The 12,442-nt window shown below is 61.6% G+C and carries 9 protein-coding genes and 2 rRNA genes; 3 read left to right on the top strand and 8 right to left on the bottom strand.

Annotated elements, in window-relative coordinates; genetic code table 11:
- Positions 1-251: 251 nt before the first annotated feature.
- From ABKF58_RS17830 to fhuF, 3 genes are all read left to right on the top strand, one after another.
- Positions 252-3,142, top strand: a 23S ribosomal RNA gene (locus ABKF58_RS17830).
- Positions 3,143-3,260: 118 nt separating this feature from the next.
- Positions 3,261-3,374 (top strand): 5S ribosomal RNA (rrf, locus tag ABKF58_RS17825).
- Between the two features lie 212 nt (positions 3,375-3,586).
- A complete protein-coding gene (fhuF, locus tag ABKF58_RS17820; RefSeq protein ID WP_482582444.1) occupies positions 3,587-4,384 on the top strand; it encodes a siderophore-iron reductase FhuF in 798 nt (265 codons plus the stop codon).
- Between the two features lie 159 nt (positions 4,385-4,543).
- Here the strand turns inward: fhuF and chrA are convergent, their stop codons facing one another.
- The 8 genes from chrA to ABKF58_RS17780 all read right to left on the bottom strand — a co-directional run bounded on the left by chrA (position 4,544) and on the right by ABKF58_RS17780 (position 12,430).
- Positions 4,544-5,905, bottom strand: coding sequence for a chromate efflux transporter (gene chrA, locus ABKF58_RS17815; protein ID WP_482582442.1), 1,362 nt, complete (start codon positions 5,903-5,905; stop codon positions 4,544-4,546).
- Positions 5,906-6,453: 548 nt separating this feature from the next.
- Positions 6,454-7,431 carry a YncE family protein gene (locus ABKF58_RS17810; RefSeq protein WP_482582440.1) on the bottom strand — a complete coding sequence of 326 codons (978 nt, stop codon included), beginning with the start codon at positions 7,429-7,431 and terminating at the stop codon, positions 6,454-6,456.
- A 37-nt stretch (positions 7,432-7,468) separates the two neighbouring features.
- On the bottom strand, positions 7,469-7,843 hold the full coding sequence (locus ABKF58_RS17805; RefSeq protein ID WP_041702887.1) for a COG4315 family predicted lipoprotein: 375 nt from the start codon (positions 7,841-7,843) through the stop codon (positions 7,469-7,471).
- A gap of 93 nt (positions 7,844-7,936) precedes the next feature.
- Positions 7,937-8,863 carry an ABC transporter permease subunit gene (locus ABKF58_RS17800; RefSeq protein WP_014086795.1) on the bottom strand — a complete coding sequence of 309 codons (927 nt, stop codon included), beginning with the start codon at positions 8,861-8,863 and terminating at the stop codon, positions 7,937-7,939.
- Positions 8,856-9,668, bottom strand: a complete 813-nt coding sequence (locus ABKF58_RS17795) for a taurine ABC transporter ATP-binding protein (protein ID WP_014086796.1) — start codon at positions 9,666-9,668, stop codon at positions 8,856-8,858. Before ABKF58_RS17795 ends, ABKF58_RS17800 begins: the two co-directional genes overlap by 8 nt.
- A gap of 68 nt (positions 9,669-9,736) precedes the next feature.
- Positions 9,737-10,765 carry a taurine ABC transporter substrate-binding protein gene (gene tauA, locus ABKF58_RS17790; RefSeq protein ID WP_482582438.1) on the bottom strand — a complete coding sequence of 343 codons (1,029 nt, stop codon included), beginning with the start codon at positions 10,763-10,765 and terminating at the stop codon, positions 9,737-9,739.
- Positions 10,766-10,992: 227 nt separating this feature from the next.
- Positions 10,993-12,033 carry an NAD(P)/FAD-dependent oxidoreductase gene (locus ABKF58_RS17785; RefSeq protein WP_482584399.1) on the bottom strand — a complete coding sequence of 347 codons (1,041 nt, stop codon included), beginning with the start codon at positions 12,031-12,033 and terminating at the stop codon, positions 10,993-10,995.
- Positions 11,963-12,430 carry an FAD-dependent oxidoreductase gene (locus ABKF58_RS17780; protein ID WP_482582436.1) on the bottom strand — a complete coding sequence of 156 codons (468 nt, stop codon included), beginning with the start codon at positions 12,428-12,430 and terminating at the stop codon, positions 11,963-11,965. The genes ABKF58_RS17785 and ABKF58_RS17780 overlap by 71 nt, the downstream gene beginning before the upstream one ends.
- Positions 12,431-12,442 lie beyond the last annotated feature (12 nt).

Below are 12,442 nucleotides of genomic sequence, written 5' to 3'. Positions count from 1 at the left end.
TCGCGTGCCGCGCAAGCGGCTCAGCAAAAACGCCCGATCTTTAACAAACTGAAGAAGCCGAATTAACAAGACGGCGAGAAGAAAGAAGCAGTTAAGTCTGCTTTGGACGGATCGTCGACTTTGGGTAATTTGATTGTATCTGTGCCATGTCGCCATATCAAAAGGGGCGGTGTGGTACGTCGCACAAACATTCACTGTCGTGGACGTGCTTGAGAGACCCGCAAGGGACTCCCAGGTCACTGAAATGATAGGGTCAAGCGACTAAGTGCATCTGGTGGATGCCTTGGCGATCACAGGCGATGAAGGACGTGTAAGCCTGCGAAAAGCTTCGGGGAGCTGGCAATAGAGCGATGATCCGGAGATATCCGAATGGGGAAACCCACCTAGCAATAGGTACTCCTTGCTGAACACATAGGCAAGGTAGAGCGAACGCGGAGAACTGAAACATCTAAGTACCCGCAGGAATAGAAATCAACCGAGATTCCGTCAGTAGTGGCGAGCGAACGCGGAACAGCCTGTACGTGTTATGGATTGTGTTAGTGGAAGGCCCTGGAAATGGCCGCCATAGTGGGTGATAGCCCCGTACACGAAAACGCATTCCAAGGACTAGGCGTACGAGAAGTAGGGCGGGACACGCGAAATCCTGTCTGAAGATGGGGGGACCATCCTCCAAGGCTAAATACTCGTGATCGACCGATAGTGAACCAGTACCGTGAGGGAAAGGCGAAAAGAACCCCGGGAGGGGAGTGAAATAGAACCTGAAACCGGATGCATACAAACAGTGGGAGCCTCGCAAGGGGTGACTGCGTACCTTTTGTATAATGGGTCAGCGACTTACGTTCAGTAGCGAGCTTAACCGAATAGGGGAGGCGTAGGGAAACCGAGTCCGAATAGGGCGCTTTAGTTGCTGGGCGTAGACCCGAAACCGAGTGATCTATCCATGGCCAGGATGAAGGTGCGGTAACACGCACTGGAGGTCCGAACCCACTAGTGTTGCAAAACTAGGGGATGAGCTGTGGATAGGGGTGAAAGGCTAAACAAACTCGGAGATAGCTGGTTCTCCCCGAAAACTATTTAGGTAGTGCCTCATGTATCACTTCCGGGGGTAAAGCACTGTTATGGCTAGGGGGTCATTGCGATTTACCAAACCATGGCAAACTCTGAATACCGGAAAGTGCGAGCATGGGAGACAGACGGTGGGTGCTAACGTCCATCGTCAAGAGGGAAACAACCCAGACCGCCGGCTAAGGTCCCAAATGATCAGTTAAGTGGTAAACGAAGTGGGAAGGCCTAGACAGCCAGGATGTTGGCTTAGAAGCAGCCATCATTTAAAGAAAGCGTAATAGCTCACTGGTCGAGTCGTCCTGCGCGGAAGATGTAACGGGGCTCAAACTGATAACCGAAGCCGCGGATTTGCACGTAGGTGCAGATGGTAGGGGAGCGTTCTGTAGGTCTGTGAAGGTGTGTCGTAAGGCATGCTGGAGATATCAGAAGTGCGAATGCTGACATGAGTAGCGATAAAGCGGGTGAAAAGCCCGCTCGCCGAAAGCCCAAGGTTTCCTACGCAACGTTCATCGGCGTAGGGTGAGTCGGCCCCTAAGGCGAGGCTGAAAAGCGTAGTCGATGGGAAACGGGTCAATATTCCCGTACTTTCGTATAGTGCGATGTGGGGACGGAGAAGGTTAGGTCAGCCAGGTGTTGGATGCCCTGGTTCAAGCCGGTAGGTGGAAGGAGTAGGCAAATCCGCTCCTTTGTTAACACCGAGACGTGATAACGAGGTTCTACGGAACCGAAGTGACTGATACCACGCTTCCAGGAAAAGCCACTAAGCTTCAGCTATACGAGAACCGTACCGCAAACCGACACAGGTGGGCAGGATGAAAATTCTAAGGCGCTTGAGAGAACTCAGGAGAAGGAACTCGGCAAATTGATACCGTAACTTCGGGAGAAGGTATGCCTCTTAAGGTGTAGGACCTCGCGTTCGAAGCCTCGAGAGGTCGCAGAGAATCGGTGGCTGCGACTGTTTATCAAAAACACAGCACTGTGCCAACACGAAAGTGGACGTATACGGTGTGACGCCTGCCCGGTGCCGGAAGGTTAAGTGATGGGGTGCAAGCTCTTGATCGAAGCCCCGGTAAACGGCGGCCGTAACTATAACGGTCCTAAGGTAGCGAAATTCCTTGTCGGGTAAGTTCCGACCCGCACGAATGGCGTAACGATGGCCACACTGTCTCCTCCTGAGACTCAGCGAAGTTGAAATGTTTGTGAAGATGCAATCTCCCCGCTGCTAGACGGAAAGACCCCGTGAACCTTTACTGTAGCTTTGCATTGGACTTTGAACAGACTTGTGTAGGATAGGTGGGAGGCTATGAAACCAGGACGCTAGTTCTGGTGGAGCCGTCCTTGAAATACCACCCTGGTGTGTTTGAGGTTCTAACCTTGGTCCGTGATCCGGATCGGGGACAGTGCATGGTAGGCAGTTTGACTGGGGCGGTCTCCTCCCAAAGTGTAACGGAGGAGTTCGAAGGTCACCTAGGTACGGTCGGAAATCGTGCTGATAGTGCAATGGCATAAGGTGGCTTAACTGCGAGACCGACAAGTCGAGCAGGTGCGAAAGCAGGACATAGTGATCCGGTGGTTCTGAATGGAAGGGCCATCGCTCAACGGATAAAAGGTACTCCGGGGATAACAGGCTGATTCCGCCCAAGAGTTCACATCGACGGCGGAGTTTGGCACCTCGATGTCGGCTCATCACATCCTGGGGCTGTAGCCGGTCCCAAGGGTATGGCTGTTCGCCATTTAAAGTGGTACGTGAGCTGGGTTCAAAACGTCGTGAGACAGTTTGGTCCCTATCTGCAGTGGGCGTTGGAAGTTTGACGGGGGCTGCTCCTAGTACGAGAGGACCGGAGTGGACGAACCTCTGGTGTACCGGTTGTCACGCCAGTGGCATTGCCGGGTAGCTAAGTTCGGAAGAGATAACCGCTGAAAGCATCTAAGCGGGAAACTCGCCTGAAGATGAGACTTCCCTGAGGGCTTGACCCTCCTGAAGAGTCGTTCGAGACCAGGACGTTGATAGGTCGGGTGTGGAAGCGCTGTGAGGCGTGAAGCTAACCGATACTAATTGCTCGTGAGGCTTGATCCTATCATTTGAGTGGCTTGGGCCACGCGGTGAATAGAGTGTGCGACGTACAATCGATTACCCAATTCGAAATGGAAGCTGAGAGGCTTCCAGGCTTCTTCCAGTTTGTTGACAGTTTATGTCTGGCGGCCTTAGCGAGGTGGTCCCACCCCTTCCCATCCCGAACAGGACCGTGAAACGCCTTAGCGCCGATGATAGTGCGGCATTGCCGTGTGAAAGTAGGACACCGCCAGACTCCCCTCAAGAAAGCCCAGCTCATCCGAGCTGGGCTTTTTGTATTGGGGCGAGCAAATCATGCTGGGGTGCCGTACCTTTGCGGTGTCCTAAATGGGGGCTGGATTGTCCTGCCGAACCAATGCTGGAGTGGCACTGAGGGTAAGCGCGCTGCGCCCCAAGCGGACTGTGGTGCGGTCATGATTCTGTTGGGGCGGTGGCTGGGGAGAGTGGATGAATAGCACAGAGAAACCGTTATCTTGCTGCTTTGCCGAGTTGGTGCCGCCTGCGTATGCGCTGTATTGCCGGCATCTGCACCTGGGGTTGCCTGAGGACGTGGGCGGGATCGCTGTTCGGGCGTCAAGGTTGGCCGAACACCGAGATGTGTTGCTGAACGCGCTGCGCCGGCACCACGGTGGGGGGAGCGACCAGGCCTTGTTGTCGCAGTGGTGCGGGCGCTATCTAAACCTGTTGTTGCCCCCGGCGCTGGTCGCCGCGCGGGTGTTGCGCCGACCTCTCCGGATGGCGCTGGCCGATTGCACCCTGCAGATGCATCAAGGCCTGCCCCAGGCCCTGTGGCTGCCTTGCGAGGCGTTGGGGGCCGAGACCGATGCTCCGGCGGAGCGTTATCGCTCCTTGTGCGTCGATCATCTGCTGCCATTCATCGACATGATGGCGGCCTCAGTCAGTCTGTCGCCGCGTGTGCTGTGGAGCACGGTAGGCAATAGTCTCGAATATGCACTTTCGACCGGGTTTGCGGGCGAGGAGGCACGGGCCGACGTCGACTACCTGTTCGGTCAACGGTCGTTTTTCGATACCGGTTTGGCCAACCCGCTGTATCGCACGGTGCACTACCTCGCGTCTCCTCCTGCACCCTTGTCTTCGCCATTGCGGGTTCGCCGTCTCTGCTGCCTGCGTGACGGCCTGCCGGGGGAGCGCGTGCTGTGCTCGAGCTGCCCCAAGCTGCTGCAACTTGATGAAGGCGCACTGGTGGAACAGCTGTTGCTGAGGAAGACCGCCTTCGAGGCGTAGCTTGCTCCCGCCCTGGGGTGCGGCATTGTCTCAAGGGAGAATCGGGGGGCTGTTGCCGCTTCGTTTTTGCGTGGCGGGCAGGCCTGGCCGAGCCAGCACCTACGTCAAATCATTCGGCGGCCCCATCGCGCGGCGCTGCCGGCGTGGGATGGGGGCAAGTTAGAGGAATAGGGTCTTTGCCAGCAGGCCGACCACTGCACAGGCGGCGATGACCTGGATGACATTGCGCTTGAAGCGGAACAGGGCGATGCTCGCCGCCAGGGCGATCAAGGCGGATGGCCAGTCGAAATGACCGGAAAAACCTGTCGGCCACAGGACGTGATAGCCGAAGAACAGCGCCAGGTTGAAGATGACGCCGACCACCGCGGCGGTGATGGCGGTCAGCGGTGCGGTGAACTTGATGTCGCCGTGCGTCGATTCGATCAGTGGGCCGCCGGCGAGAATGAACACGAACGACGGCAGGAAGGTGAACCAGGTCACCAAGGTCGCGGCGAAGGCGCCGGCGAGGAACGGCAACTCGGGCCCGGTTAGCGCCTTGAGGTAGGCTCCGACGAAACCGACGAAAGTCACCACCATGATCAACGGGCCGGGGGTGGTTTCGCCAAGCGCCAGACCGTCGATCATCTGCGTTGCGGTGAGCCAGCCGTAATGGTCGACCGCGCCCTGGTAGACGTAGGGCAGTACAGCATAGGCACCGCCGAAGGTCAGCAGCGCGGCCTTCGAGAAAAACCAGCCCATCTGGGTGAACACGCCCTGCCAACCGAATGTCACCGTGAGTAGGGCGAGCGGAACCAGCCACAGTGCCAAGCCGATCGCGCCGATGCGCGTCAACTGCGACCAGCGGAAGCGGGCGTGTGCGGGCGTCGGGGTGTCGTCGTCGATCAAGGCCGGACCGTAGCCGTCCTTGATCTTGCCATGCCCCCCGCCGACCTTGAAGGTGGCCGGTGCCACGCGTCCACCGACATAGCCAAGCAGGGCTGCCCCCAGGACAATCAGCGGAAACGGCGCGTTGAGCGCGAAGATGGCGATGAACGAAGCGGCGGCAATCGCCCACAGAACGTTGTTCTTGAGTGCGCGCGAGCCGATACGATGCGCCGCCTGCACCACGATGGCGGTGACGGCGGGCTTGATGTCGTAGAACAGTCCGGCCACCAGCGGAACGTTGCCGAAGGCCACATACAGCCAGGACAGCCCAATCAGCACGAACAGCGAGGGCAGCACGAACAGCGCGCCGGCGACGATACCGCCCCAACTGCGGTGCATCAGCCAGCCGATATAGGTTGCCAACTGTTGCGCCTCCGGGCCGGGCAGCACCATGCAGTAATTGAGGGCGTGCAGAAAACGTTTTTCGCTGATCCAGCGGCGGCGTTCGACCAGTTCGCTGTGCATGATCGCAATCTGGCCGGCCGGGCCGCCGAAGCTGATGAAGCCGAGTTTGAGCCAGAAGCGGAAGGCTTCCCAGAAGCCGACGGGCGGTGGCGCCAAGGTGGGGGACGGCGTGTCAGGGGGGCGGCGGGTCATGGTGTTCTTTCTGTAGGGCGGCCGAGCTGCCGGCGAGATTCCCGCTCGCGAAGGCCACGCTCGGGGCCCGCATGAGGGGCTGGTGGCGGCGCGGTGTTTGGGGGCGGCGGCCATCGACATGGATGCTAACGCGCTTGGCTTGTTCTGGCCAGAAAGCATCGCGCCGCCTTCGCCTTACTTGCCGGGGGTGTTTCGGGGTGGGCGGTAGTGTTCTTCGGCCAACCTTTTCAAACCCGGGCGGGCTGACTGAGGGGGAACCGTGCGCCGTCGTCCCCGGCGCGGCGATGTTCCGGGTCCGGGTGTGCCAGCGGTATGTCGACCGTAACAAGAAGATCGTGGCCGGGAGCCGGGCGGATGAGGGCGGCAGTGTCACCGAGCGCAAGCGTGCTGGATCGGTGTGAATGCATGCCTCCGATGCCGGAACCGCCCCCGGGGGAGTGCGGGTGGGGGTGGAGCGGGCGCGGCCAGCGGGTGTCGGCTACGCTATCGCCCCACCCTGGTAGGGCGGAGGCAAGCGGGGCCTGCACTCGCAGTGCCCCGCTTGCCGCTCAGCTGCCGGGGGTCAATGTACGGGTGATCCGCCGCGCAGTCAGATCGACTTCGGCAATGCTGACATCCTCGTTGAGCACCCAGGCCTTGCGGCTGTCGTGGCTGAACGTGATCGCCTGACGGGGACCGTGCAGCCCGCCGATTTCCCCGGTGACCTTGAAGTCCGGCAGGGAAACGATCGTCATGGAGTTGCCCTTGAGGTTGCCGCTATACAGAAAACGTCCATCCGGCCTCAAGGCGGCACCGTAAGGGTCGCTGCCGACCTTGACGCTGCGCCGCACGTAGCGTCCCTCGACATCCACCTCGGCCAGCGTGTCGCTGCCGCTGTTGGCGGCATACAGCGTCTTGCCGTCGTGGGAGATGGCGATGGCGCGGATCTTGTTGAATCCGCCGATCTCGGCCAGGGGCTTGAAGCCGCTGGGGTCGACCACGGTGATCTTGTCGCCCAGGAAGTTGGTGACGAACAGCGCCTTGTCGTCCGCCGAGAGCTTGATGCCCTGCCGGGGCTGGGCAAAGCCCGTCATCACGGCGAGCGGTTGCAGCGTGGCGGGATCGAAGGCGGTGACCGTGCTCGTGGCCTGGTTGTTGACGAACAGCCGCGAGCCGTCGCGGCTCAGCGTGGTGCCGAAGGCGCCGGGGCCGACGGCCATGGAGGCGGAACGCGTCAGCGAGGCGCTGTCCCATTTTTCGATGGTGCCCTTGGTGCTGTCCGAGATGTAGAAGGACTGGCCATCCGGCGAGAACAGGATGTTGCGGGGCGAGATGAAGCCTTCCAGCGCCTGCCGCATTTCGCCGGAGCGCAGGTCGTAGACGTAGACCTTGTCGCTGTCGCTCTTGGCGGCCAGGGCGAGGGTTTCGGCCGGGTTGACGGCCAGGGTGTTGTTGCGGATCTGGCCGTCGAAAGCCGGCGCGGCGTGCGCCAGCCCGGTCAGCAAAAGGGCGGCCACTACGGCGTAAGGTTTTTTTTCTTGGAGCATGAGGATCGTCTCTTCGCGGGTGGGGGGCTGGAGCGGATTATTCCCGGATCAGGTGCCAGACGTTCTTGACCTTGTCTCCCAGGGTGTCGCCCGCCGCCTGGTCTTTCGCGAAGTAATACAGGGGCTTGCCCTTGTACGCCCATTGCTTGCTGCCGTCGTCGCGGGTGATGACGGACAACTCGCCTGCCGGAGTGGCGCCGCTGTCAGCGTGCAATGGAGGCCAGATGGCGGGGCATTCGCCGTTGCAGGCGCTCTTGCCGCTGCCGGCCACGTCCTTGTCGAAGGTGTAGAGCGTCATGCCGCGCGTGTCGGTTAGCACGCCCTGGGTCTTGGCGACCGGAGCGTCGCCGGCCCAGGCCATGCCTGTGATCAGAAAAACCAGACTGCTTGCTGCCAGATTCCAACGTTTCATCGTGTTCCCGTGGGGTTGAGGGTGGTTGGGGAAGGAGCGTGGCCGCCCGGGGAGGATGGCCACGCCTGGTTGTGCACTATAGCGGGTTTCCCGTCAGACCTTGCCTTTCCAGGGCACCAGCACGCGTTCCAGGTAGCGCATCAGCAGGTCGAAGGTGAAGGCGAACAGACCGATCACGATCACGCCCATGATCACCACGTCGCTGGCGAGAAACTCGGCGGCGTTGAGCACCATGAAGCCGAGGCCGCGGGTCGAGGCCACCATTTCGCCGGCGACCAGCGTGGTCCAGCCCACCCCGATGCCGATGCGCATGCCGGTGAAGATCTCCGGCAGCGCCGACTTGAGGATGACGTGGCGGATCACCTGCATGCGCGTCGCGCCCATCGAGTAGGCGGCGTGGATCTGCTCGATCGAGACCGAGCGTACGCCCGAACGCGCCGAGATGGCCATCGGGGCGAAGATGGCGAGGAAGATCAGGTAGACCTTGGAGAACTCGCCGATGCCGAACCAGATGATCACCATCGGCAGGTAGGCGAGCGGCGGCAGCGGGCGGTAGAACTCGATCGGCGGATCGAACACCCCGCGTGCCACGCGGCTCACCCCCATCAGCACGCCGATCGGGATGGCGGTGACGCAGGCCAGGGCAAAGGCGCCGAACACGCGGTACAGGCTGGTCTCGGTATGCTCGAGCAGGGTGGCGTTGGCGAAGCCCTCGGTCGATACCAGGATGAACTTGTCGTACACCGCCTGCGGCGATGGCAGGAACAGCGGCGACACCCAGCCGGTGGCGGTCACCAGCACCCACAGCGAAAACAGCAGGGCGACGGTGACGAAGCTGATGAGACCGCTGCTGCCCTGACCGGGCGCGCCGAATTGTTCGCCGGGGCGAACCGATTTCTTGCTGAACAGTTGCGATAGCATGCCTGGGCCGCCGTGGGGTTTGGCCGGGTGACTGCTCAGCGAGATCGAACCGCGCTGGCGGCCGAGAGAGACTTCCGGGTCGTGTTTCAGGTTAGACATGGGACACCTCTTTCGCTTCGGCGGCGCGCTCGTCGCCATAAATGATGCCAAGCACGGTTTCACGCATCTTGATGAAGTCGGGGCTGGACTTGATCGTCCTGGCGTCGCGGCATTCCAGGAAGCGGCGGTTGAAGTCGAGCTCGTAGGTGTGGGTGATGCGGCCCGGGCGCGGCGACATGACGATCAGCCGGCTGGCGAGGAACAGGGCTTCTTCGACGCTGTGCGTGATGAAGAAGAACATCTTCTGCGTTTCCTGCCAGACGTCGAGCAGCAACTCCTGGATGGTTTCGCGGGTGAGGGCGTCGAGCGCCGCCATCGGTTCGTCCATCAGCAGCATGGCCGGGTTGCAGGTGAGTGCCCGGGCGATGCCCACGCGCTGCTGCATGCCGCCGGAGAGCTGGTAGATCATGTGGCTGTGAAAGTCCTGCAGGCCGACCAGTGCCAGGTTCTTGGCGGCCAGCGCGCGCCGTTTTTCCTTGCTCACGCCTTGCAGCTTGAGGCCGAATTCGGTGTTTTCCATGACGTTGAGCCAGGGCAGCAGGGCGTGTTTCTGGAACACGACGCCGCGGTCGGAGCCCGGGCCCATGACCTTGTTGCCGCCCAGCGTGATGTTGCCTTCGGTGGGGGAGATGAAGCCCGCCATCAGGCTCAGCAAGGTAGTCTTGCCGCAACCGGACGCGCCCAGTGCCACTACGAAGTCGCCGCTCTTGATGGAGAGGTTGATGTTGTCGAGCGCATGGACCTGCTCGCCCGGGCGCCGGCCCGGGTAGCGCACGCTGACATTGCTGACGTTAAGCTCTTGCATGAGAGTTCTCCTCAGATCTGGTTCGGTCCTTTGGGACGCCCGGCGGGGCGTCCCATGCCGGGCGCTTATTATTTTTGCTTGAGTGCAGCTTCGGCGTACTTCGACGTGACGAAGGCGCTGTAGTCCGGGGCCAGCGCGTCGATGCGCTTCTGCTCCTTGAGGAATTCAGCCGTCGCCTTGAGCGCCTTGGCGGCACCGCCGGTCTTGCCGCCACCCAGCCAGGCGGGGGAGATTTGTTGTTGGAGCGTCGGATAGGCGTAGAGCTTGACCGCGTCGGCGGCATCCTTTGACGTGCCGCCCAGCATCTTGGCCATGGTCTTGGCCTGGGCGGAGTCGGCGCCCCAGGCTTGCGGATTGGCGCGGAAGGCGGCGTCGGCGTTGGCGATGGCCTTGGTGAAGCTCGCCATGAAGGCGGGGTTGGCGTCGGCCCAGGTGCGGTTCACCGCCACGCCGTCGAAGGTGGCCTTGCCTTTTTTGGACAGCTCACCCGAGGTGATCAGCACCTTGCCGTTCTGTTTGATGCGCGCCAGTGCCGGGTCCCAGACGTAGGCCGCGTCGATGTCGCCGCGCTCCCACGCCGCGGCGATCTGGTTGGGCTGCATGTTGAGGATTTCCAGTTCGCTCGGTTTGATGCCCCAGAGGTTGAGCGCGAACATGGTGTGGAAGTGGGTGGTGGAGACAAAGGGAACGCCGAGTTTCTTGCCCTTGAGGTCGGCCGGCTTGTTGATGCCGGAACCGTTGCGCACCACCATGGCTTCGGCTTCGTTGATGTCGTCGAGAATCCAGAACAGTTGCAGCGGCAGGCCACGGCTGACGGCAGCGGCGAGCGGGCTGGAGCCAATCACGCCGATCTGCACGTCACCCGAAGCCATGGCGGTACCGACCTTGGCACCCGATTCGAACTGGCGCCAGTTGATCTTGTAGCCGGTGGCCTTTTCGGCTGAGCCATCGGCGATCACGGTCAGCAACGGACCGGCGATCTGCTGATAGGCGATGGTGACTTCCTTCTGCTCGGCGTGTGCCATGCCGCCGGCGCCGAGCGCCAGCAGGGTTGCCGACAACGTGAGAACCTTCTTGAAACTGCGTGCTCCGTACATGTCTTTCTCCATCGTAATAAGAATTTATTATATTTACCGGCATTTATATGCCATATGGATTGCAGCAGGGCGATTCAGTAAGGCCGATCTGACAGTGTTTATCGGGCATCGATACGGCTCGATGCCGCCATGGGGCGTGCTCCTTTCTTGGTGGGCGGCACGTCTCGCGTGAGACATGCGCGGCGGTCAGGCGCCCGGCCGGGAGCCGGGCGATCGGCGAATGGCGCCTAGATGACTTCGTCCTTGAGGTGATACCAGCGGTACAGCCACCACTGGCCGAAGCGGCGGAAGGGGGCGAACAGCTCCGATTCCACCACCTCGCGCACGTTCGGGAACGGCAGCTTGGAGCGGAAGATCGGCAGGTCCGGGGTGCCCTTGCCGGCGATGCTGGCGGCCAGGCGGCGACCGGCCTGTGCCGAGTACATGACGCCGTTGCCGCCGTAGCCGAGGGCGTAGTAGATCGTCTGCTTCGGGTCCGGCTGGTAGATGCGCGGCATCATGTCGTGGCTGACGTCGACCCAGCCCCACCAGGAGTAATCGATCTGGATGCCTTCCAGCGCGGGAAACTTGCGGTGCAGGTCACGGATCAGGAACTGCTTGTACTTGTCCTCGGGCGCATCGTGGCCGGTGATGGCGCTGCGGCTGCCGATCTGTACCCGGCCATCCGGCATCAGGCGATAGTAGTGGCGCAGGATGCGGGTGTCGGTGATGACCTGCGTGGTGCGGAAGTTGCAGGCATCGATCTCGGCTTGCGTCAGCGGACGGGTGACGATCGAGTTCGACAGGATCGGCAGCAGGCGGTTTTTCAACTGCGAGTGCAGCCCCTGCGAGGTGTAGCCGCCGGTGGCGATGCCGACAGCGCGGGCCCGCACGATACCGCCCGGCGTCTTGAGGTAGTGCACGCCGTTGCGGGTCTCCCAGCCCATGACCGGGCTCGAGGGGTGAACCTTGGCGCCGAGCGCACGTGCCTTCTTCAGGTAGCCGAAGGCGAGCTTGCCGGCGTGGATGCCGATCCCTTCCGGCTCGTGCATGGCGCCGGCAGCTTCCTTGTCGTCGACGTAGTCGCGCTTGACGGTGTCGGCGTCGAGGATGCGGGCGTCGTAGTTGAACACCTCGCGCAGGACCTTGGCTTCCTTCTCCAGCGCCGGCATGGCCTTGGGCCGGTGGGCAATGTAGAGGTGGCCGCCCGGCTGCGGGTCACAGTCGATGTCCTTGATCAGGTTCTTGAAGGTTTCCATGCCGGCGCAGACTTCTTCGTGCATGCGCAGCGCGGTGTCGAGACCGTAGCGGGCGATCCATTGCGAGCGCTTCAGGCGCCCCGAGGCGCACTGGGCCTCGGCCGCCGTTGCGGGTGCTGCAGCCCCAGCTGACGCGGTTGGCCTCGAGCACGGTGGCCTTGATGCCGTATTCCTGGGCGAGGAAGATCGCGGTGGTGAGCCCGGTGAAGCCGGAGCCGATGATCGCGACGTCGACGTCGATGTCGTGGGTGATCGGGCCGTCATCGGGCGGCGGGTCGCCGGCGGTGCCGATCCAGTAGGTCGGAGCGTAATCGCGGCCCTGGCCCGGGGAGCTGGCGACCAGCGGGTCGTAGGCCGGGTCGTAGGGGGTGGACGGGCCGGTGGCACGGCCCGTGTTCACCGCGCGCTTTTGGGTAAGGGTATCCATGCTCGGACTCCT

The organism is Pseudogulbenkiania sp. AW2-16 (assembly GCF_056824575.1).
This window is presented reverse-complemented; position numbering and strand designations above follow the sequence as displayed.